Here is a 21,059-nt window from a genome sequence, read left to right as displayed (position 1 = left end):
CCGATCGCCGTCGTCGTCATCGCGCCCAACCCCACTGCAGGAGGTGATCCGCTGTGCCGCAACGGTTCTGCCGCGACCGCACGCCGGCCGCCTCCGGCGCCCGGTCGTCGCACGGGCCCCCGGTCCCGCGGCGCCGGCCTCCGTAACGAACCGATGCCGTCGCACCGGTCCCGAGCTCGACCCGCGAGGGCGACCCCCGCCGGCGCGCCCGATCTCGCCCCAGACCCGCCAGCCGCCCCACACCGACCGTCGCCCACGAGGAGTACCGCCATGACGACCGGCGAGTTGTCGAACCCCACCACCGAGGGGCAGAGCCTCCCGGACAGCCTGCGAGAGACCCTCGCCGGCCACTACTACACCGACCCCGCGATCTTCCGGGCCGAGCAGGACAACATCTTCCACAAGACGTGGTTCTGCGCGGTGCTGGCCGCGGACCTGGACAAGCCCGGCGCGTTCGAGACCGTCCAGATCGGACGTGAGAGCGTGATCGTCACGCGGGCCAGGGACAACTCCGTACGGGCCTACCTCAACGTCTGCCGACACCGCGGCGCGCGGCTGTGCACGGAGGAGAAGGGCGAGGTCAGGCGCTCGTTCCAGTGTCCGTACCACGCCTGGACCTACGGCCTGGACGGCAAGCTCATCGCGGCGCCGAACCTCAACTCGATGCCCGACGTCGACAAGGTCGAGTACGGCCTGCACACCGTGCACGTCCGCGAGTGGCTGGGCTACGTGTGGCTGAGCCTGGCCGAGGAGCCGCCGTCGTTCACCGAGACCGTGATCGGCGACGTCACCACCCGGCTCGGCTCGCCGGACGCGATCGTGGGCTACGACGTCGAGAACCTGAAGCTCGGCCGGCGCATCTCCTACGACGTCAAGGCGAACTGGAAGCAGATCGTCGAGAACTTCATGGAGTGCTACCACTGCGCGACGATCCACCCCGAGCTCACCGAGGTGCTGCCGGAGTTCGCCGACGGCCTGGCCGCCCAGTACTTCGTCGGGCACGGCGCCGAGTTCGGCGAGGAGATCAAGGGCTTCACCGTCGACGGCTCCGAGGGGCTCGCCCGGATCCCGAGCATCACCCAGGAGCAGGACCGCCGCTACTACGCCATCACGGTGCGGCCCTCGGTGTTCATCAACCTGGTCCCCGACCACGTCGTGTTCCACCGCATGTTCCCGCTGACCCCCGAGCGCACCCTGGTCGTCTGCGACTGGCTCTACCTCCCCGAGGTCGTCGACTCCGGCGCCGACATCGACCGCTCGGTGGAGCTGTTCCACCGGGTCAACGTGCAGGACTTCGACGCCTGCGAGCGCTGCCAGCTCGCGATGGACTCGCGCTCCTACGAGAAGGGGGGCGTGCTCGTGCCGAGCGAGCACCACATCGGCGAGTTCCACGACTGGGTGCGCGACCGGGTGGGCTGATCCCCCGCACCGCACCGCACCGCGCCTCACCGCACTCCCCGCACCACGACGAACGCCCCGCCCGGCCCCGCCGGCGCGGGGCGTTCGCGCATGCCCCCGGGCCCGACCGGATCAGGCCGGCACGGAGGGGTGCCGTGGCACCCCGTCACCCCCCCCGCACCCCACGCGAGGGGTGCGGCGGGACGCGGGGAGGTGCCACGCCGTGCCCCCGCGGGCGGGACCGCAGCTGAGCAAGCGGGACAGCGGCCGGGCAGCAGGGCGGCCACCGGACGCGGAACGGCCCCGCCCCCGCGGTGCGGGGACGGGGCCGTGGGAGAGCCGCCGCGGCGCTACCGGAAGACGACCGTGCTGCCGCCGGTGAGCAGGACCCGGCGCTCACAGTGCCAGCGGACCGCGCGGGACAGGGCCAGCGCCTCGGCGTCGCGGCCGACCATCTGCAGGGCCTTCGGGTCGTAGGAGTGGTCGATCCGGATCACCTCCTGCTCGATGATCGGGCCCTCGTCGAGGTCGGGGGTGACGTAGTGGGCGGTGGCGCCGACCTGCTTCACGCCGCGCTCGTAGGCCTGGTGGTACGGGCGGGCACCCTTGAAACCGGGCAGGAACGAGTGGTGGATGTTGATGGCACGGCCCTCGAGCGCCTTGCACGTCTCGTCGGAGAGCACCTGCATGTAGCGGGCGAGCACGACCAGCTCGGCGTCGAACTCGTCGACGAGCGACAGCAGCCGGGCCTCGGCGTCGGGCTTGGTCTCGGCGGTCACCGGGACGTGCACGAACGGCAGCCCGGCGGCCTCGGCCATCGGGCGCAGGTCGGGGTGGTTGGACACGACCGCGACGATGTCGGCGCCCAGGCTGCCGGCCCGCCACCGGAAGATCAGGTCGTTGAGGCAGTGCCCCAGCTTGGAGACCATGACCAGGATCCGGGCGGGGGCGCCGTCGTGGAAGGTGAAGCTCATGCCGAACTCGGCCGCGACCGCCTCGAAGTCCCGGCTGATCACGTCGAGGTCCACCTCGTGCTCCGCCCCGACCTGGGTGCGCAGGTGCAGCCGGCCGCGCAGCGGGTCGTCGAACTGCTGGTACTCGCCGATGTCGCAGCCGTGCTCGAACAGGAAGGCGCTGACCGCGCGCACGATGCCGGTGCGGTTCGGGCAGCTCAGGGTCAGGATGAAGGAACGGGACACGGCGGCCTCTCCTCGGGTCGGACGCGGTCCGCGGCGACCACGGACCCCTGGATGGTGCATTGATATATCAGTCATAGTCAAGAGGTGTGGGCATGTCCGAGAACTGTTACGCACACATGACGGGTTAACATGCGACGGTGACCGCACTGCCCGACGACGCCGAGCCGGAGTACACCTCGCTCGCCGACAAGGCGTACACGGTGATCCGGGACCGGCTGATCATGCTCGACATCCCGCCGATGACCGCGATCGACGACGTCGCCCTCGCGAAGTCCCTCGAGGTCGGTCGCACACCGGTGCGGGAGGCCCTCAAGCGCCTGGAGATCGACCGGCTGGTCGTCTCCTACCCACGGCGGGGCACGTTCGCGACCGGGGTCGACATCACCGACCTGGCCTACATCTCCGAGATCCGGGTGCAGCTGGAGCCGCTCGCGGCGCGCCGCGCGGCCGAGTACGCCGGCCCCACGACCCGGGCCGACCTCGCCGAGCTGGCCGACACCATCGACCGGATCGACGTGCGCACCCTGGACCGCGACGCGCTGATGCGCTGGGACCTGCACGTCCACCGGACGATCTACGAGGCAGCGGCCAACCCGCACCTCGAGGACACCCTGATCCGCTACGACAACCTGGCGACCCGGATCTTCTGCCTGTTCCTGGACCGGATGACGCACTTCGACCAGCACGTCGGCGAGCACTCGGGCCTGCTGCGGGCCATCGCGGGGCAGCAGGCCGACGAGGCGGCCGACCGGGCCCGCGCGCACGTCATCGGGTTCGAGAAGGCGGTCCGCGAGGTCGTCTGACCCGGCTCAGACGTGGGCGCGTGCCGAGCGGACGGTGTGTGCCAGCAGCAGGGCCGTCGTCACCGGTCCGACGCCGCCGGGCACCGGCGTGAGCGCACCGGCGCGGGTCGCGACGTCGGCGGCGTCGACGTCGCCGACCAGGCTGCCGTCGGGGGCGGTGTTCGTCCCCACGTCGACGACGACCGCGCCCTCGGCGACGTGCTCGGCGCGGATCAGCCCGATCCGCCCGACCGCGACCACGAGCACGTCCGCGGTGCGGGTGTGCTCGGCGAGCTCCTTGGTGTGGCGGTGGCAGATGCCGACCGTCGCGTCGCGTTGCAGGAGCAGCTGGGCGGTCGGCTTGCCGACGACCAGCGAGCGCCCCACGACCACGGCGCTGCGCCCGGCCAGCTCGACGCCGTGGTGGTCGAGCAGCTCGAGCACCGCGGCCGCGGTGGCCGGCGGGTAGGCGGGCAGGCCCGCGGCGAGCCGGCCGGCCGAGAGCGGGTTGGCGCCGTCGACGTCCTTCTCCGGGACGATCGACGCGGCCAGCTCCTCGACCCGCACACCGTCGGGCAGCGGGGTCTGCAGGATTATGCCGTGCACGGTGTCGTCGCTGCTCAGCCGGGCCAGGGTGGCGGTGATGGACTCGGCGTCGGCGTCCGGGCCGAGGTCGAGGACCTCGCACTCGACGCCGACCCGGCGGGCGGCCCCGGACAGCGAGCGGACGTACCAGCCCGCGCCCTCGTCGGCGGTGGCGACGACGACGGCCAGCCGCGGCACGACGCCGAGGACAGTGAGCGCGGCGGCCTCGGCCTGCACCCCCTGGCGCAGCTCGCGGGCGCGCGCGGTGCCGTCGAGGACGACGTGGTCGGGGTGGGGGGCCGGCCGGGTGGTGGGTGGCGGGGTCATCGGCGGATCTGCTCCCGGACGTCGTCGGTCACCTTGTCGGCCCGGCGCAGCAGGTCGTCGACGCCGGTCAGCGCCGCGGACAGCTCGGTGCGCGCCTGCGGGTCGGTGAGGCCCGCCAGGTTGATCTCGACGTTGAGCCGGGCGGTGCTCGCCGCGGCCCGTGCGGCGTCGGCCGCCGCGCCCACGTCGCTGATCACGTTGGGGTTGCCGATCGGCCGCAGCCGCTCGGCGAGGTCGACCACCTGCTCGGCGGCGCGGATGACCTGTGCGGGAATCCGTCCCGCCTCGACCGTCGCGGCGGCGATCGCCGCGCTGCGGACCTGCTTCGCCTCGTCCGTGTCGCGCGGGAGCTTGTAGGCCGCGCCGACCGCGCCGAACGCGCGGGCGTCGTCCTCGGCGAGGCCGAGGCCGGTGATGCGCAGTGCGTCGGCCCGGTTGCGGACGTCGAGGACCGTCTCGGCGTGCTCGGCGTAGCGCTCGCCGTCGGTGTAGCGGGCGACCATGCCGAGCAGGGCCGCGGCCTGGGCGAGGTGCAGGCCGGCCGTCGCGCCGCCGCCGGGGGCGGGGACGCGGGCGGCCAGGTCCCAGAGGAACCGGTCGAGGGTGTCGGAACGCATGGGGGTCCTTCCGTGCGGCGGAGCGACGGTGCGTCGTCGGGTGCGGAGGCGGGGGCGGCCGGTCGGGCCGCCCCCGCCCCACCGGGTCAGCGCCGGATGCGGCTCATCTCCGGGTCGAACAGCGGCTCGGCCGCGACCGAGGCACGGATCCGGCGGTCGAAGTACTGGATCTCGACCGTCGCCCCCACCGGCAGCCCGGCGGGCAGCCAGGCGTAGGCGATCGGGGTGCCCAGGGTGTAGCCGTAGGCCGCGGAGGTGACGTAGCCGGCGGGCTCGCCGTCGACCAGCACCGCCTCGTGGCCGAGGACGACGCTGCGGCCGTCGTCGACCGTGAGGCAGGTCAGCCTGCGGGTGACGGCGTCCGGGTCGATCTTCTCGACGGCCTCGCGGCCGACGAAGTCGCCCTTGGTGTGCGGGCGGACCGCGAAGCCGAGCCCGGCCTCGTAGGGGTTGTGCTCGGTGGACATGTCCGCACCCCAGGAGCGGTAGCCCTTCTCCAGGCGCAGGCTGTTGAACGCCGCGCGCCCGGCCGCGACCACACCGAGCGGGCGCCCGGCCTCGTAGAGCACGTCCCACAGCTTCCGGCCGTACTCGGCGCTGGTGTAGATCTCCCAGCCGAGCTCGCCGACGTAGGACAGCCGCATCGCGGTCACCGGGATCCCGGCGATGTGCGCGGACATCGCGCGGAAGTACTTCAGGCCTTCGTGGGAGAAGTCCTCGCCCGACAGCGGCTGGACCAGGTCGCGGGCCAGCGGCCCCCACACGCCGATGCAGCAGGTGCCGCCGGTGATGTCACGGACGGCCACCGAGTGGTCGTCGGGCAGGGCGCGGCGCAGGTGGTCGAGGTCGAGGTGGGAGTTCGCGCCGACCTGGAACAGCTGCTCGCCGAGACGGGCGACGGTGAGGTCGGACCGGACGCCGCCCGCCTCGTCCAGCATCAGGGTGTAGGTGACGGCGCCGACGGACTTGTCCATCTTGCCGGTGGTCAGGCCCTCCAGGAACGCGCACGCCCCCGGCCCGGAGACCTCCAGGCGGGTCAGCGGGGTCATGTCGTACATCGCGACCGCGGTGCGGGTCTTCCAGGCCTCGACCGCGACGACCGGCGAGTGGAACATCGCCGACCAGGCGTCGTGGGACGGGGCGCGCCACTGCGGCGGCATGTCCTTGGCCAGGGCGGCGTTGGCCTCGTACCAGTGCGGGCGCTCCCAGGCGTGGGACTCCAGGAAGAACGCGCCCAGCTCCCGCTGCCGGTCGTGGAACGGGCTGGTCCGGATGCCGCGCGGGGACAGCTTGGGCTGCAGCGGGTGCAGCACGTCGTAGATCTCGACGAAGTTCTGCTGGGAGGTCTCGTCGACGTAGGCGTCGGTGGTCTCGACCTCGTCGAACCGGTTGACGTCGCAGCCGTGCAGGTCGAGCTCGCTGCGGCCGTCGACGAGCAGCTGCGCGACCGAGCGGGCGACGCCGGAGGAGTGCGTGACCCACACGGCCTCGGCGACCCAGAAACCGGCGACGTCGGGCGACTCCCCGATCAGCGGGCCGCCGTCGGGGGTGAAGGAGAAGACGCCGTTGAACCCGTGCTCGATCTTCGAGCGCTGTAGACCGGGCAGCAGCTGCTGGCTCTGCTCCCACTGCCGCGCGAAGTCCTCCTCGGTGAAGGGCAGCATCGAGGGCTGGGTGCGCTCGCCGACCTCGCCGTCGCCGACCTCGGGCAGCTCGGAGATCGACACCGGCATCGGGCGGTGGGCGTAGGAGCCGATGCCGAGGCAGTCGTTGTGCTCGCGGTAGTAGAGGTCGGCGTCCTGGTGGCGCAGGATGGGCAGCCGCGCCTCGACGAACTCACCGTGCGGAGCCCCGGCGGAGCGCGCATCGGCACCGTTGCGGCCGACGAGCTGCTCGACCTGGGTGGTGCGGGCGTACTGGTGCGCCAGCGGCAGCAGCGGCACCCGCATGCCGACGAGCTTCCCGAGCTCGCGGCCCCAGAACCCGGCGCAGGACACCACGATGTCGGCGGGGACGGTCTCGCCGTCGGCGGTCTCGACGCCGGTGACCCGGCCGCCGGACTGCGCGATGCCGGTGACCCGCACCGAGCCGCGGAAGACCGCGCCGCGGGACTCGGCCCGCCGGGCCAGCGCGACGACGGCGCGGGCGGCCTTGGCCAGGCCGTCGGTGGGGGTGTGCAGGCCGCCGAGGACCTGGTCGGGGTCGAGCAGCGGGTGCAGCCGCGCGCACTCGGCCGCGTCGACGACCGCGGCCGGCACACCGCGGGAGATCGCCCAGCCCTGCTTGCGGTGCAGGTCGGCGAGCCGCTCCGGGGTGGTCGCGACCTCCAGGCCGCCGACCTGGTTGAAGCACCAGCCGTCCGCGGTGGTGCCGTCGTCGAGACCGAGGAGCTTCTCGACGGTGTAGGTGGCGAACGCGGTCATGGTCTTCGACCCGGTGGTCTGGAAGACCAGGCCGGGGGCGTGCGAGGTGGAACCGCCGGTCAGGGGCAGCGGCCCCTGGTCCAGGACGGTGACGTCGGTCCAGCCGCGGGTGGTGAGCTCGTCGGCCAGGTTCGCCCCGACGATCCCGGCTCCGATGATGACGACACGGGGGGTCATGGTGGTCTCCTTGTGCGTGGTCGTCGGGCGGGTCAGCGGGCGAGGGACGGGACGTCGGAGCCGCCGAACTCGAGGGCGGCGTCGAGCAGCCAGTCCGCGAGGTAGCCGGCGAACGAGCTGCGCACGTGCAGGTCGAACACCGCTCCCCCGTCGGCGTCGGACCGGTCGTCGCGGGCCAGCAGGAGCACGGCGGCCCGGCCGAGCAGCGTCTGGGCGCTGCTCCCGGCCGGGAACGAGCGCGGGTGCAGGTCGAGCGCGCAGCCGAAGGACAGCAGCTCGCGGGCGAGCCGGCCGCCGATCCGCAGGACGACGCGCTGGGCGGAGGTGTCGGTCGCGGCGCCCCCGACGCCGGTGTCACCGGCGACGAGTGCGCGCAGCGCAGCCTCGCCGACGCCCCGGTTCCCGGTGTGGCTGGTGACCAGCCACTCGTCGGGGCCGAGCCAGACGACCTCGCCGTCACCGGTGTCGACCCAGGTGTTGGGCCGGACCGGCAGCGGGACCCCGAGCGCGGCGTCGACACCGGCACGGGCCGGTGCGGACGGGTCGAGCCGCAGCGTCACCGACTGCGCGACCGGGAGCACCTCGACCGTGAGATCGCCCCCGGTGTCGCGGGACAGGGCGGCCAGCGCCGGGATGTGGGCGTCGAGCGGGTGGGTCGTGAGCAGCGGGATCGACTCAGCCGTCACGGCGGGCTCCTTCCGGGTCGACGAGGACGGGTCCGGTGATCTCGACCGGGACCAGCGCCCCCTGGTGCGGGACGTGCACGACGTCGCCGATGCGGTCGCGGCCGCCCTTGAGCAGGGCCAGGGCGAACGGCCGCTCCAGCTCCGCGGACAGGTAGCTGGAGGTGACGTGGCCGAGCATCGGGACCGGCGGCGGGGGCAGGGTGCCGTCGGGTGAGAACTCGACGATCTGCGCGCCCTCCGGCAGCCGGGTGCCGCGGTCGGTCGGGAGCAGCCCGACCAGGTGCTTGCGCATCGGGTCGGTGTTGGAGGCGCGGGCGAAGGAGCGCTTGCCGACGAAGTCGACCTTCTTCTTCGACACCGCCCAGCTCATCCCCAGGTCGTGTGGGGAGACGGTGCCGTCGGTGTCCTGCCCGATGATCGGGTAGCCCTTCTCGGCGCGCAGGACGTGCATCGTCTCCGTGCCGTAGGGGGTGATCCCGTACGGCTCGCCGGCCGCGATCAGCCGCTCCCAGACGGCCAGGCCGTACCGGGCGTCGACGTTGACCTCGAAGGCCAGCTCGCCGGAGAAGGAGATCCGGGCCAGCCGGACCCCGACGCCGTCGAGCTCGGTGTCGCGCCAGGTCATGAACTCGAACGCCGCGGCGGAGGCGTCGACACCGGGGAACACGGCGGAGATCACGTCGCGCGAGCGAGGCCCGACGACCGGGAACACCGCCCAGTGCTCGGTGACCGACGTGAGGTTCACCTTCAGGTGCGGCACCTCGGTCTGGCGCCAGTCCTCGAGGTGGTCCAGCACCGAGGCCGCGCCGCCGGTGGTCGTGGTGAGCAGGAAGCGGTCCTCGGCGATGCGCAGCACGGTGCCGTCGTCGGTGACCATGCCGTCGTTGCCGCACATGACGCCGTAGCGGACGCGGCCGACCTTCAGGCTGCTCATCAGGTTGGTGTAGACGAGGTCGAGGAACTGCCCCGCGTCCGGTCCCTGGACGTCGATCTTGCCCAGCGTGGAGCCGTCCATGATCGCGACGTCGCGGCGGGCCGCGGCGCACTCGCGCAGCACGGCGGCGTCCATGTCCTCCCCGGCCAGCGGGTAGTGGCGCGGTCGCTTCCACTGGCCGACGTCCTCGAACACCGCGCCGTGGGCGACGTGCCACGGGTGCACCGCGGTGGTGCGGACCGGGTCGAACAGGTCCCCGCGCTCGCGGCCGGCGAGCGCGGCGAACGACACCGGGGTGTAGGGCGGGCGGAACGTGGTGGTCCCGAGGTCGCCCGCCGGGCGGCCCAGCAGCTCCGCGGTGATCCCGGAGGCGATGGTGCCGGAGGTCTTCCCCTGGTCGTGGGCGGTGCCGATGGTGGTGTAGCGCTTCACGTGCTCCACCGAGCGCAGCCCGGCGCCGACGGCCCGCTCGATGTCGGCCACCGTCGCGTCGCGCGCGATGTCGACGAACTGGCGCGTGGAGTCGCCCGCGGTGCGCCACAGCACCAGGCCGGGGGTGCGCGCCGGCTCGGGTGCCGAGCTCGGGGCGTCGCCGCCCGCGCCGTCGTACAGGCAGCCGGCCAGGTCGAGGGTGCCGTTGGCGGCGCCGATCACCTCGGTGCCCGCGACCGCGGCGCCGGGACGGAAGGCGCCCAGGCCCGCGTCGTAGACGAGCTGGCCGCGGACGTGGCTGAACAGGTGCGCGGTCGGCGTCCAGCCGCCGGAGACCAGCAGCAGGTCGCACGCCAGCACCTCGGTGCCGTCGCCGGTCGCGACGTGCGCGGCGGACACCCGGCCCGCGTCGTCGCCGTCGGAGCCGACGACGGTGGCCCCGGCGCGCAGGGCCACCCCGGCCTCGGTGCACTCCCGCGCGCGCTCGGCGGGCAGTTCGGAGCGGGCGTCGACGAGGGTCACCCGGGCGCCGGCACCGGCCAGGTCGGCGGCGGCCAGGTAGGCGGCGTCGTCGGTGGTGAACACGACGACCTCGCGGCCGGCGAGCACGCCGTAGCGGTGCAGGTACTCGCGCGCCGCGGAGGCGAGCATGACGCCCGGCCGGTCGTTGTCGGCGAACACCACGGGGCGCTCGATCGCGCCGGCCGCGACGACGACCTTCCCGGCGCGGATGCGGTGCACCCGCTGGCGGGACCGGTGCGCCGGGGCTGTGCCGAGGTGGTCGGCGCCGATGCTCGTGCGCCGCTCCAGGGCCAGGACGAACCCGTCGTCGTAGTGGCCGAAGGCGGTGGTGCGCTGCAGGTGGCGCACCTCGGGGTTCTCGGCCAGCTCGGCGACGACGTCGGCGACCCAGCGGTGCGCGGCGCGGCCGTCGATCCGGTCGGTCGGGACGAGCGAGCCGCCGGCCTCCAGACGGTCGTCGACGAGCACCACGCGGTCGCCGCGACGGGCCGCGGTGCGCGCGGCGAGCAGCCCGGCCGGGCCGGCGCCGACCACCAGGGTGTCGCAGTGGGCGTGGCGGCGGTCGTACCGCGCGGTGTCGGGCACGGTCGCCAGCCGGCCCTGCCCGTTCAGCCCGCGGGCGACCAGGCCGTCGTACAGCTCGACGGTGGCGGCCTGCAGCATCGGCTCGGGGAACGGCTCCTCGATCTGCACGAGGCCGACCGGGTCCTCGGTCCAGGCCCCGCCGATGCCGCGGGGGCGGCCGAGCTTGACCGAGCCGCCGAGCACGGTGACGCCGTGCGCGAGCAGTGCCGAGGCGAGCGTGTCGCCCGGGTGACCGGTGTAGGTGGTGCCGTCGAAGACGAAGGTCAGTGTACGGGTGCGGTCGATGCGCCCGTACCCGTCGATGCGGGTCATGTGCGGGTCCCCGGGATCTGCGGCCGGGCCTCGCCCATCGGGTAGACGGCGAGGAACCGGTAGGTGTGGGTGTCGCGGACGGCGTTGAACCAGCGGCGGCAGCCCGCGGAGTGGCTCCAGCGCTCGGCGAACGGGCCCTTCGGGTTGTCCCGGAAGAACACGTAGTGCGCCCACTGCTCGTCGTCGAGCTCGGCCGGTGCGGCCGGGTACGCGACGTGGGCCTGTCCGCCGTAGTGGAACTCGACCTCCTCGCGGGGGCCGCACCAGGGGCAGTCGATGAGTTGCACGTCGGGCTCCTAGTGGGCGACGCCGGCGGCGCCGTGCTCGTCGACGAGCGCGCCGGTGACGAACCGGTCGAGGGCGAACGGGGCGATGTGCGGGTGCAGCTCGTCGGTGGCGATGGTGTGGGCCAGGCACCAGCCCAGCCCGGGGGTCACCTTGAACCCACCGGTCCCCCAGCCGGAGTTGACCAGCACGTTCGTGTACGGCGTGCGGCCCACGATCGGCGACGCGTCCGGGGTGACGTCGACGATGCCCGCCCAGCTGCGCAGCAGGTGCGCCCGGGCGAACACCGGGAACAGCTCGACCGCGGCGGCCATCTGGCGCTCGATGATGTGGAAGGCGCCGCGCTGGCCGTAGCCGTTGTAGGAGTCGACGCCGGCGCCCATCACGAGCTCGCCCTTGTGCGCCTGGGAGACGTAGACGTGCACCGCGTTCGACATGACGATCGTCGGGTGCACCGGCTCCAGCAGCTCGGACACCAGCGCCTGCAGCGGGTGCGACTGCAGCGGGGTGTCGACGCCGAGCCGGTCGAGCAGGGTCGAGGTGTGCCCGGCCGCGCAGAGCGCGACCTGCCCGCAGGCGATGTCGCCCCGGCTGGTCCGGATCCCGGTGACCCGGGCCGTGCCGTCCTCGACGGAGCCCTCGGTCACGAAGTCCAGCACCTCGCAGTCCTGGATGAGATCCACCCCGGCCTCGTCGGCGCGGCGGGCGAAGCCCCAGGCCACGTAGTCGTGCTTGGCGATGCCGGCACGGGGCTGGTAGGTCGCGCCGAGCACCGGGTAGCGGATGTCGTGCGAGACGTTGACGATCGGGCAGATCTTCGCGACGTCGTCGGGGCCGAGGTACTCGGCGTCGATCCCGTTGAGCTTGTTCGCCTCGACCCGGCGGACCGAGTCGCGCACGTCCTGCTCGGTGTGGGCGAGGTTCAGCACGCCGCGCTGGGAGAACAGGATCGGGTAGCCGAGGTCCTCCTCCAGCCCCTCCCACAGCTTCAGGGCGTGCTCGTAGATGAAGGCCGACTCGTCCCACAGGTAGTTCGAGCGGATGAGGGTGGTGTTGCGGGCCATGTTGCCGCCGGCCAGCCACCCCTTCTCCAGCACCGCGACGTTGGTGATGCCGTGGTTCTTGACCAGGTAGTGGGCGGTGGCCAGGCCATGCCCGCCGCCGCCGACGATGACCACGTCGTAGGAGCGCTTCGGCTCGGGGTTGCGCCACAGGGCGTCGGGGTGCTCGGGCAGGTGGGCCCCGGGGGGCGCGTTCTCGGTGCCGGTGTGCTCGGTGCTCATGCCGTCAGCTCCGGGTAGAGGGGGTGGCGGTCGGCGAGGACGGTGACGCGGGCGGCCAGCTCGTCGAGCTCGGCGTCGCCCGCGGCGGGGCGCAGCGCGCGGGCGATGACGTCGGCGACCTCGGTGAAGTCCTCGGCGCCGAAGCCGCGGGCGGCCAGTGCGGGGGTGCCGATCCGGACCCCGGAGCTCACCATCGGCGGGCGCGGGTCGAACGGGACCGCGTTGCGGTTGACGGTGATGCCGACCCGGTGCAGCCGGTCCTCGGCCTGCTTGCCGTCGAGCTCGGAGTCGCGCAGGTCGACCAGGACCAGGTGGACGTCGGTGCCGCCGGAGACCACGCCGACGCCGGGCTCCTGGACCAGCCGCTCGGCGACGATCCGGGCACCTTCCAGGGTGCGCTGCTGGCGCTCGGCGAACGCGGGCTCACCGGCCAGCTTGAACGCGACGGCCTTGGCCGCGATCACGTGCTCCAGCGGGCCGCCCTGCTGGCCGGGGAAGACCTGCGAGTTGAGCTTCTTCGCGAGCTCGGCCCGGGCCAGGATGATGCCGCCGCGCGGGCCGCCGAGGGTCTTGTGCGTGGTGCTGGTGACGATGTCGGCGTGGGGCACCGGCGACGGGTGCAGCCCGGCCGCGACGAGACCGGCGAAGTGCGCCATGTCGACCATCAGGCGGGCACCGACCGCGTCGGCGATCCGCCGGAACTCGGCGAAGTCGAGCTGCCGCGGGTAGGCCGACCACCCGGCGACGATCAGCTTGGGGCGGCGTTCGTGGGCCAGGCGCTCGACCTCGGCCATGTCGACCCGGTGGTCCTCGGCGCGGACGTGGTAGGCGGCGACGTCGTAGAGCCGGCCGGAGAAGTTGAGCCGCATCCCGTGGGTGAGGTGCCCGCCGTGTGCCAGGTCGAGACCCAGGATGGTGTCGCCCGGGTCGAGCAGCGCGGCCATGGCGGCGGCGTTGGCCTGGGCACCGGAGTGCGGCTGGACGTTGGCGTAGTCGGCGCCGAACAGCGCCTTCACGCGGTCGATGGCGAGCTGCTCGACGACGTCGACGTGCTCGCACCCGCCGTAGTAGCGGCGGCCGGGGTAGCCCTCGGCGTACTTGTTGGTGAGCACCGAGCCCTGCGCCTGCATCACGGCCAGCGGCGCGAAGTTCTCGCTGGCGATCATCTCCAGGGTGCCGCGCTGGCGACCCAGCTCGGCGGCGACGGCCGCGTGCACCTCCGGGTCCACGTCGCGCAGCGTCCCGTCGAGGACCCCCGCCGCACCGTTCGACGGACCCCGATCCACGGCGAACGTCGTCATGGGCACCTCCAGATATCTTCTCCAGCGGACTGATATATCAACTGTCTGCGTTCAGCGTCGCACGGGCGGTCCCGGCAGGTCAAGAGGCTGATCGTGGCCCGTGCGACCGGGCCGGGACACGCCTGCGGCGCAGGTCCCCACGAGGACCTGCGCCGCAGGTGACGAGCCGGGTCAGCGGATCCGTTTCGCCAGCTCCCGGCGCATCCGCCCGAAGGGCCGGGGACGGTCGACGCCGAGCACGCCGACGGCCTCGCCCTCGGCGTCGAGGAACACCGCGAGGAAGCCGCCGTCGCCCTCGGGGTCGCCGTCGTCGATCCGGACCGTGCCGTCGGCGTCCCGGTGGCCGGCGAACTGGATGTTGTGCCCGTACTGGTCGGACCAGAAGTAGGGCACCGCGTGGTGCGCGGGCAGCGAGTGCTCGGCGCCGAGCAACGCCGCGGCCGCGACGGCGGGCTGCTGCAGGGCGTTGGTCCAGTGCTCCAGGCGCAGCCGGTTGCCGGTGTAGGCGCGGTGCGCGCTGGCGCAGTCCCCCACCGCCACGATCCCGGGCAGGTTGGTGCGGCCCTCGGCGTCGGTGACCACGCCGTCGTCGAGCTCGACGCCGGAGCCTTCGAGCCATTCGACGTTGGGCAGCGCGCCGATCCCGACCACGACGACGTCGGCGGGCAGCTCCCGGCCGTCGGTGAGCTCGACCCCGGTGACCCGGGGCGAACCGACGAGCCGGGCCACACCCGCCCCGAGGAGCAGCGGCACCCCGGCGGCGGCGTGCAGGCGGCCGCAGGCGGCGCCCATCTCGGGCCCGAGAGCCCGCTGCAGCGGCACCGGCGCGGCCTCGACGATCGTGACCTCCAGACCGAGGCCGTGTGCGGTCGAGGCGACCTCGGCCCCGACGAACCCGGCGCCGATCACCACCAGACGCCGGCCGGGGACGAGGTCGGCGCGCAGCGCGCGGGCGTCGTCGAGGGTGCGCAGGGTGTGCACCCCGCCGGGCAGCTCGCCCGGCAGGTTCCGGGCGCGGGCGCCCGTGGCGAGGACGACGGCGTCGGCCGAGAGGGTCGAGCCGTCGTCGAGGGTGACGGTCCGGGTCGGACCGTCGAGGGCGAGTGCGGTGCGACCGAGGCGCCAGTCGACGCCGAGCGCGGCGTCGTCGTCCTCGGTCAGGGCGATGGCGTCCTCGTCGGAGCTCCCGGCGAGGAACTCCTTGGACAGCGGAGGGCGGTCGTAGGGCAGGTGCTTCTCGTCCCCGACGACCGTGATCGTCCCGGTGAACCCCTGGGCGCGCAGGGCGCGCACGGTCGCAAGACCGGCGAGCGAGGCACCGACGACCGTGACGTCGCGCATCAGGTTCCGGCCTGTACGCCCGGACGGGCGCCGGTCGCGACGCCGGAGGCGGGGACGGACTCGACGACGTGGACCACGCCGTCGGCGACCACCACCTGGTGCGTGCGGACGGGTGTCTTCGCGGGCGGGCCGCTCGGCATCCCGGTCCGCAGGTCGAAGCAGGCCGCGTGCAGCGGGCACTCCACCGCACAGTCCTCGAGCCATCCGTCGGACAGCGAGGCGTCCTGGTGGGTGCACGTGTCGTCGATCGCGTACAGATCGCCGTCGACGTTGAAGACGGCGATGGGCACCGTCCCCTGGACACGAACGGACTCCCCGACGGGGATGTCGGACAGCTCGCCCACGAAGATCATGGTTCCTCCACTGTTGCCTATCGCGAAACTCGCCATGCCATGCGCAACCGTATGGTGAGGCCGCAGGTCGCAGCCGTCAACGAGGGATTTTCTCGACCGGCCGCGAGGGGCATCGGCGTCACGACGTGGAAATGTGAGCGGCTGTCCCCAGTGACCGAAAGGGCCCGGAAACCGGCACCGGCACATTCCGGGCCGCCCGTCGACGAAAGATATATCACTCGTGGACACGTGACACCATGGCCGTGAGAATGATGGTGTGGCGATACTGCATCGCCACGTCGGCGTGGCTGCCGCGACGCGGCCGATCGATCCGAGGGGGGACCATGACCGAGGGACCGCGCAGGCCCCGACGTCGCGGTCCGGTCGCGGTCGAGGAGGAGCGCACTGTCCGCCGGGCGGCTGCGGCGGCATCGGTCGGCAACATCGCCGAGTGGTACGACTTCGGCCTCTTCTCCTTCCTCTCCGCGGTGGTGCTGAACCGGGTCTTCTACCCGGAGGCCGGCGAATGGTCACTGACGCTGACGCTGGCGACGTTCGCTGCCGCGTTCGTCGTCCGGCCGCTCGGCGGGTTCGTGTTCGGCCCGCTCGGGGACCGGATCGGCCGCACCCGGGTGCTCGCGTTCACGGTCCTGTTGATGACCGTCGCGACGCTCGCACTGGGCCTCGTGCCCTCCTACGAGACGGCAGGGGTCGCCGCGCCGCTGCTGGTGCTGCTCATCCGGATGCTGCAGGGCTTCTCCGCGGGCGGGGAGTACACCGGTGCGCTGACCCTGGTCGCGGAGTACGCGCCCGACCGCCGTCGCGGGTTCTTCGGCAGCTGGCTGGAGTTCGGCACGATCACCGGCTACATGCTCGGCGCGGGTGTCTGCGGCGCGCTCGTCGCGGTGCTGCCCGAGCAGGACCTGCTCGACTGGGGCTGGCGGATCCCGTTCCTGCTCGCCCTCCCCCTCGGGATAGCCGGCATCTACCTGCGGATGCGCCTGGAGGACACCCCGGCGTTCCGACAGCTGATGGAACGCTCCCCCGCGCTCGCGACGATGCCCTACCGGCGGGCGATGCAGATCCTGGTCCGCCGCTACCGGGTGCCGGCCCTGGTGACCGCGGCGCTGGCCGTCGCCTGGAACGTCACCAACTACGTCCTGACCAACTACATGCCCACCTACCTGACCGGGACGCTCCCCCGGCACGGCCAGCACGGCGCCTCCGGGGCCGCCACCGGCGCCATGCTCGTCGCGGTCATGCTGCTCATGCTGTGCGTGATCACCGGGGTGGGCAGGCTCAGTGACCGGATCGGCCGCAAACCGGTCCTGATGGTCACGAGCCTGACCCTCGTGGCCGTCGGACTGCCCGCGGTCTGGCTGATGCGCGACGGCATGGTCGGCCAGTTCGTCGGGCTGCTGCTGCTGGCCGTGGTCCTGGTCGGCTTCGCCGCGGTGCTGCCCTCGACACTGCCCGCGCAGTTCCCGACCATGGTCCGCTACGGCGGCCTGGGCGTGGTGTTCAACCTGTCGGTGTCGCTGTTCGCGGGCACCGCACCGACGCTGATCGAGACCGCCGTGACCGCCACCGGCAACCTCGACTGGCCGGGGTACTTCCTCGTCGCCGCGGGTCTGGTCGGCGTCGTCGCCGTGGTGTTCCTGCCCGAGTCCGCGGGCCGACCGCTGGCCGGCGCGGCACCGCTGACCTCCAGCGCGGACCTGCCCCCGCCGCCGATGTCGGCCGACGGCATCCCGCTCGAGCAGCCCTACGATCACACGCACTGACCCGCCCGCGGCACCGGTGCGGGCCGACCCGCGCCCCCTCTTGGCACGATTGATATATCAGTCTAACATCGTCGGCATGACCAGAGCCCGGCGTGGATCGGAGCGACCGTGAGCATCTCCGTGTTCGACATGTTCAAGGTCGGCATCGGCCCGTCCAGCTCGCACACCGTGGGGCCGATGCGGGCCGCGTCCCGCTTCGTCGGGCGGCTGCGGGCCTCGGGCGACCTGACCCGGACGGCGTCGGTGCGGGTGGAGCTCTTCGGTTCGCTCGGCGCGACCGGGCACGGCCACGGCAGCGTGAAGGCGGTCGTGCTGGGCCTGGCCGGGCACGAGCCGCACCTGGTCGATCCGGTCGCCGCCGACCCGATGGTCGAGCGGGTGCGCGCCGAGGGCCGGATCCGCCTCGGCGGCGAGCACGAGATCGTCTTCGCCGCCGACGACGACGTCGTCCTGCACCGGCGCCGTCGGCTCGACTTCCACTCCAACGGCATGCTCTTGCAGGCCTTCGACGCCGACGGCGCCGTCCTCGACAAGCGCGAGTACTACTCGGTCGGCGGCGGCTTCGTCCTCGACTCCGACGAGGCGGGCCGCCCCGTCCTGGTGGCGGACGCGACCCCGGTCGCGTACCCCTTCACCACCGGCGACGAGCTGCTCGGCCTCACCCGCACCCACGGCCTGTCGATCTCCGACATCATGCTGGCCAACGAGTTGTCCCGGCGCACCGAGGACGTGGTGCGCAGCGAGCTGCTGCACATCTGGTCGGTGATGCAGGAGTGCGTCGAGCGCGGCGCCCGCACCGGCGGCACGCTGCCCGGCGGGCTCAGGGTCCGGCGCCGGGCGATGGCGCTGCGCGAGCGGCTGGAGGCGGCGACCGGCGAGCCGGACGCGCTGCACGCTATGGAGTGGGTGACCCTCTACGCCCTCGCCGTGAACGAGGAGAACGCGGCGGGCGGGCGGGTCGTCACCGCCCCCACCAACGGCGCCGCCGGGATCGTCCCGGCCGTGCTGCACTACGCGGAGCGGTTCCTGCCCGGCTTCGACGACGACTCCGTCGTCCGGTTCCTGCTCACCGCGGGAGCCGTCGGGCTGCTGTTCAAGGAGAACGCCTCGATCTCCGGCGCCGAGGTCGGCTGCCAGGGCGAGGTCGGGTCGGCCTGCGCGATGGCGGCCGCCGGGCTCGCGGAGATCATGGGCGCCACACCCGAGCAGGTCGAGAATGCCGCCGAGATCGGCATCGAGCACAACCTGGGTCTGACCTGCGACCCGGTCGGCGGGCTGGTGCAGATCCCGTGCATCGAACGGAACGCGGTCGCCTCGATCAAGGCCATCACCGCGGCGCGGATGTCGGCGCACGGCGACGGGATGCACCACGTCTCGCTGGACAAGGCCATCAAGACGATGCGGGAGACGGGTGCGGACATGAAGGACAAGTACAAGGAGACCGCCCGCGGTGGTCTCGCACTGAACATCGTCGAGTGCTGAGCCGTGTTCTCCGATCAGGACGACCTGGAGCGGTTCCTGCTGTCGCGGCCGGCGACCGGGCGCCGCAACGGCACCGCGCCCGACGCGCCCCGGGAGCGCACCCGCGAGGTGCTGGCCGGGCTGGGTGACCCGCAGGAGGCCGTGCGGACCGTGCACGTCGCGGGGACGGCGGGCAAGGGGTCGGTGTGCGCGTTCGTCGCGTCGCTGCTGACCCGGCACGGGTTCCGGGTCGGGGTGCAGGCCTCGCCGCACGTCTACGGCATCCGCGAGCGGTTCCGCCTCGGTGACCTCCCGGTCCGCGCGGACGTGCTCGACGACCGGCTCGCCGCCGTCGCGGGTTCGGTGGCCGCGGTCGAGGCGCGCCGGGGTGAGCGCTGCTCGTTCTTCGAGGTGGTGACCGCACTCGGGTTCGCCGCCGTCGCCGGGCGGGCCGACTACGCCGTCGTCGAGACCGGAATCGGGGGCCGGCTGGACCCGACGAACGTCGTCGCCCGCACGGACAAGCTGGCCGTGCTCACCGCGATCGGCCTGGACCACGTCGACATGCTCGGCAGCACGCTCGGCGAGATCGCCACGCAGAAGGCCGGGATCCTGCCGGTCGGCGGCCGCGCGGTGCTGGCCCGTGGCGGCCCCGAGACCGACGCGGCTGTGGCCAGGGAGGCGGCGCGCCGCGACACCCTGGTCGACGTCGTGGACGTCGCCGCCGCGGCCGCGCTGGCCCGGATCGGTCCGGGCGGCACCACCGTGGACCTGGCCGGCTGGTCGGACGTTCCGCTGGGCCTGCACGGCAGGCACCAGGCCGGGAACGCGGTGCTGGCCCTGCACGCGGTGTCGGTGCTGGCCCGGCGCGACGGCTGGCGGCTCGACCCGCTCGCCGTCCGTCAGGGGCTGGCGCTGACCTCGCTGCCGGGGCGGTTCGAGCGGCGCACCGTCGCCGGGACCCCGGTGGTGCTCGACGGTGCGCACGACGCACTGAAGCTGTCCGCGCTGGCCACCACGGTGGCCGAGACCCACCCGGGCGCCCCGGTGACCTGGGTGCTGGCGCTGGCCAGGGACAAGGACCTGGGCGAGGCCGTCCGGGCGGTCGCCGGGACCGGGGCGCGGGTCGTCGCGACCGGGCTGCCGGGCGGGGACCACCCGTCGCGGCACTGGAGCCCGTCCGAGGTCGCCGCGGCGGCGACGGCGGCCGGGATGTCGGCCGTCGCCGTCGCGGACCCGGCCGACGCCGTCGACCACGCGCTGGCCACCGGCGGGGGCGACCCCGTGGTGGTGACCGGGTCGTTCCGGCTGCCCGGCGCGGTCGCGTCGCGGCTGGACCGCGCGGCCGTCCCCGAGGGGCAGCCGGCATGACGATCACCGAGGACGTGTTCGTGGACTTCGACAGCCCGCGGTCGCTGGCCGACCGGGCCTACGTGGCCATCCGGGACCAGCTGATCATGCTGGAGATCCCGCCGCTGGCCCCGATCGACGACGAGGCCCTCTCGACCCGGCTCGGCCTGGGCCGCACCCCGGTGCGCGAGGCGCTCAAGCGGCTGGAGACCGAGCGGCTCGTCGTGTCCTATCCGCGACGCGGGACGTTCGCGACCGCCGTCGACATCTCCGACCTGCGCGACGTCGGCGAGGTGCGGACGGTGCTGGAGCCGACCGCTGCCCGGCGGGCCGCCGCCGTCGCCCCGGCGTGGCGGCGCGAGGAGCTGCGTGAGCTGGCCGGGCGGGTCGCCGCGCTCGAGGCGCCGCGGATGAGCCGGATCGAGCTCATGCGGTGGGACGTGACGGTGCACCGGTCGGTCTACCGGGCCGCCGGGAACCCGTACCTGGAGGACACGCTCACCCGCTACTACCACCTGGCCACCCGGATCCACTGCCTGTTCGTCGACCGCATGGACCAGGTCGGCCACCACGTGCACGAGCACATCGCGCTGCTGGAGGCGATCGCCGACGGCGACGCCGACCGCGCCGAGGCCGTCAGCCGCGAGCACGTCCTCGGCTTCGAGACCGCCGTCCGCGCGGTCCTCTGAACCCGCTCCCCTACGGAAAGGAACCCACTGAGGTGTTCTCAGTAGCGGGGTGGCAGGTCGTGGCGACACGCCGAGGGTGGTGAGATGAGCGGGAACGGGGCAGGACCCCGGTAGATCGGTTCGGTCCAGCACAGATCGACACCGTCACCGAGGTCCTGCATGTCTGATCCTGTCACCTACACCGCTGTCCTCCCGATCGGGGAGCGCACCGTGGCCTATCTGGCGCGGCTCCTGGTCCTTCAACGCCGTCGACG

17 protein-coding genes are annotated in these 21,059 nt (G+C 73.3%); 6 read left to right on the top strand and 11 right to left on the bottom strand.

All coding sequences use genetic code 11. The features are described 5' to 3' along the window. The first annotated feature begins 270 nt into the window (after positions 1-270). Entirely contained in the window at positions 271-1,419 is a 1,149-nt protein-coding gene (locus Ae331Ps2_RS16155) for an aromatic ring-hydroxylating dioxygenase subunit alpha (protein ID WP_075307923.1), read from the top strand. Positions 1,420-1,748: 329 nt separating this feature from the next. Here the strand turns inward: Ae331Ps2_RS16155 and purU are convergent, their stop codons facing one another. Then, positions 1,749-2,597 (bottom strand): formyltetrahydrofolate deformylase, encoded by an 849-nt coding sequence (gene purU, locus Ae331Ps2_RS16150; RefSeq protein WP_020627394.1) that lies wholly within the window; start codon positions 2,595-2,597, stop codon positions 1,749-1,751. Positions 2,598-2,734: 137 nt separating this feature from the next. Here purU and Ae331Ps2_RS16145 point away from each other — a divergent pair, with 137 nt between their 5' ends. Further along, positions 2,735-3,400: a GntR family transcriptional regulator gene (locus Ae331Ps2_RS16145; RefSeq protein WP_020627393.1), complete on the top strand. Its 666-nt coding sequence runs from the start codon at positions 2,735-2,737 to the stop codon at positions 3,398-3,400. A 6-nt stretch (positions 3,401-3,406) separates the two neighbouring features. Here Ae331Ps2_RS16145 and Ae331Ps2_RS16140 read toward each other — a convergent pair whose 3' ends face one another. The 10 genes from Ae331Ps2_RS16140 to Ae331Ps2_RS16095 all read right to left on the bottom strand — a co-directional run bounded on the left by Ae331Ps2_RS16140 (position 3,407) and on the right by Ae331Ps2_RS16095 (position 15,542). Then, positions 3,407-4,291: a bifunctional 5,10-methylenetetrahydrofolate dehydrogenase/5,10-methenyltetrahydrofolate cyclohydrolase gene (locus Ae331Ps2_RS16140; RefSeq protein WP_075307925.1), complete on the bottom strand. Its 885-nt coding sequence runs from the start codon at positions 4,289-4,291 to the stop codon at positions 3,407-3,409. After that, the gene (locus tag Ae331Ps2_RS16135; RefSeq protein ID WP_075307927.1) at positions 4,288-4,908 is read right to left on the bottom strand and encodes a cyclodeaminase/cyclohydrolase family protein; all 621 of its coding nucleotides are present in this window, start codon (positions 4,906-4,908) and stop codon (positions 4,288-4,290) included. Before Ae331Ps2_RS16135 ends, Ae331Ps2_RS16140 begins: the two co-directional genes overlap by 4 nt. 86 nt (positions 4,909-4,994) lie before the next feature. Then, on the bottom strand, positions 4,995-7,508 hold the full coding sequence (locus Ae331Ps2_RS16130; RefSeq protein WP_075307929.1) for an FAD-dependent oxidoreductase: 2,514 nt from the start codon (positions 7,506-7,508) through the stop codon (positions 4,995-4,997). 32 nt (positions 7,509-7,540) lie between these two features. After that, positions 7,541-8,194 (bottom strand): sarcosine oxidase subunit gamma, encoded by a 654-nt coding sequence (locus Ae331Ps2_RS16125; protein WP_083695627.1) that lies wholly within the window; start codon positions 8,192-8,194, stop codon positions 7,541-7,543. Then, complete coding sequence (locus tag Ae331Ps2_RS16120; protein ID WP_075307931.1) at positions 8,184-10,979, bottom strand: 2Fe-2S iron-sulfur cluster-binding protein; 2,796 nt, start codon at positions 10,977-10,979, stop codon at positions 8,184-8,186. Before Ae331Ps2_RS16120 ends, Ae331Ps2_RS16125 begins: the two co-directional genes overlap by 11 nt. Beyond that, on the bottom strand, positions 10,976-11,266 hold the full coding sequence (locus Ae331Ps2_RS16115) for a sarcosine oxidase subunit delta (RefSeq protein WP_020627387.1): 291 nt from the start codon (positions 11,264-11,266) through the stop codon (positions 10,976-10,978). Before Ae331Ps2_RS16115 ends, Ae331Ps2_RS16120 begins: the two co-directional genes overlap by 4 nt. Positions 11,267-11,275: 9 nt before the next feature. Continuing rightward, positions 11,276-12,547, bottom strand: a complete 1,272-nt coding sequence (locus Ae331Ps2_RS16110; protein WP_075307933.1) for a sarcosine oxidase subunit beta family protein — start codon at positions 12,545-12,547, stop codon at positions 11,276-11,278. Then, positions 12,544-13,848 (bottom strand): serine hydroxymethyltransferase, encoded by a 1,305-nt coding sequence (gene glyA / locus Ae331Ps2_RS16105; protein WP_075307935.1) that lies wholly within the window; start codon positions 13,846-13,848, stop codon positions 12,544-12,546. The genes Ae331Ps2_RS16110 and glyA overlap by 4 nt, the downstream gene beginning before the upstream one ends. Positions 13,849-14,019: 171 nt before the next feature. Further along, a complete protein-coding gene (locus Ae331Ps2_RS16100) occupies positions 14,020-15,189 on the bottom strand; it encodes an NAD(P)/FAD-dependent oxidoreductase (RefSeq protein WP_075307937.1) in 1,170 nt (389 codons plus the stop codon). Continuing rightward, positions 15,189-15,542 (bottom strand): bifunctional 3-phenylpropionate/cinnamic acid dioxygenase ferredoxin subunit, encoded by a 354-nt coding sequence (locus tag Ae331Ps2_RS16095; RefSeq protein WP_020627383.1) that lies wholly within the window; start codon positions 15,540-15,542, stop codon positions 15,189-15,191. Before Ae331Ps2_RS16095 ends, Ae331Ps2_RS16100 begins: the two co-directional genes overlap by 1 nt. 323 nt (positions 15,543-15,865) lie before the next feature. Here Ae331Ps2_RS16095 and Ae331Ps2_RS16090 point away from each other — a divergent pair, with 323 nt between their 5' ends. The 4 genes from Ae331Ps2_RS16090 to Ae331Ps2_RS16075 all read left to right on the top strand — a co-directional run bounded on the left by Ae331Ps2_RS16090 (position 15,866) and on the right by Ae331Ps2_RS16075 (position 20,805). Then, positions 15,866-17,305 carry an MFS transporter gene (locus tag Ae331Ps2_RS16090; protein WP_075307939.1) on the top strand — a complete coding sequence of 480 codons (1,440 nt, stop codon included), beginning with the start codon at positions 15,866-15,868 and terminating at the stop codon, positions 17,303-17,305. A 108-nt stretch (positions 17,306-17,413) separates the two neighbouring features. Further along, complete coding sequence (locus Ae331Ps2_RS16085) at positions 17,414-18,787, top strand: L-serine ammonia-lyase (protein WP_075307941.1); 1,374 nt, start codon at positions 17,414-17,416, stop codon at positions 18,785-18,787. A 3-nt stretch (positions 18,788-18,790) separates the two neighbouring features. Further along, the gene (locus tag Ae331Ps2_RS16080) at positions 18,791-20,137 is read left to right on the top strand and encodes a folylpolyglutamate synthase/dihydrofolate synthase family protein (RefSeq protein WP_075307943.1); all 1,347 of its coding nucleotides are present in this window, start codon (positions 18,791-18,793) and stop codon (positions 20,135-20,137) included. Further along, positions 20,134-20,805 carry a GntR family transcriptional regulator gene (locus tag Ae331Ps2_RS16075; protein ID WP_075307945.1) on the top strand — a complete coding sequence of 224 codons (672 nt, stop codon included), beginning with the start codon at positions 20,134-20,136 and terminating at the stop codon, positions 20,803-20,805. Before Ae331Ps2_RS16080 ends, Ae331Ps2_RS16075 begins: the two co-directional genes overlap by 4 nt. The last annotated feature ends 254 nt before the right edge of the window (positions 20,806-21,059 follow it).

The organism is Pseudonocardia sp. Ae331_Ps2, assembly GCF_001932405.1.
Lineage (GTDB): Bacteria > Actinomycetota > Actinomycetes > Mycobacteriales > Pseudonocardiaceae > Pseudonocardia.
Note: the sequence above shows the minus strand (reverse complement) of the source record. Positions and strands in the feature narration are given on the sequence as shown.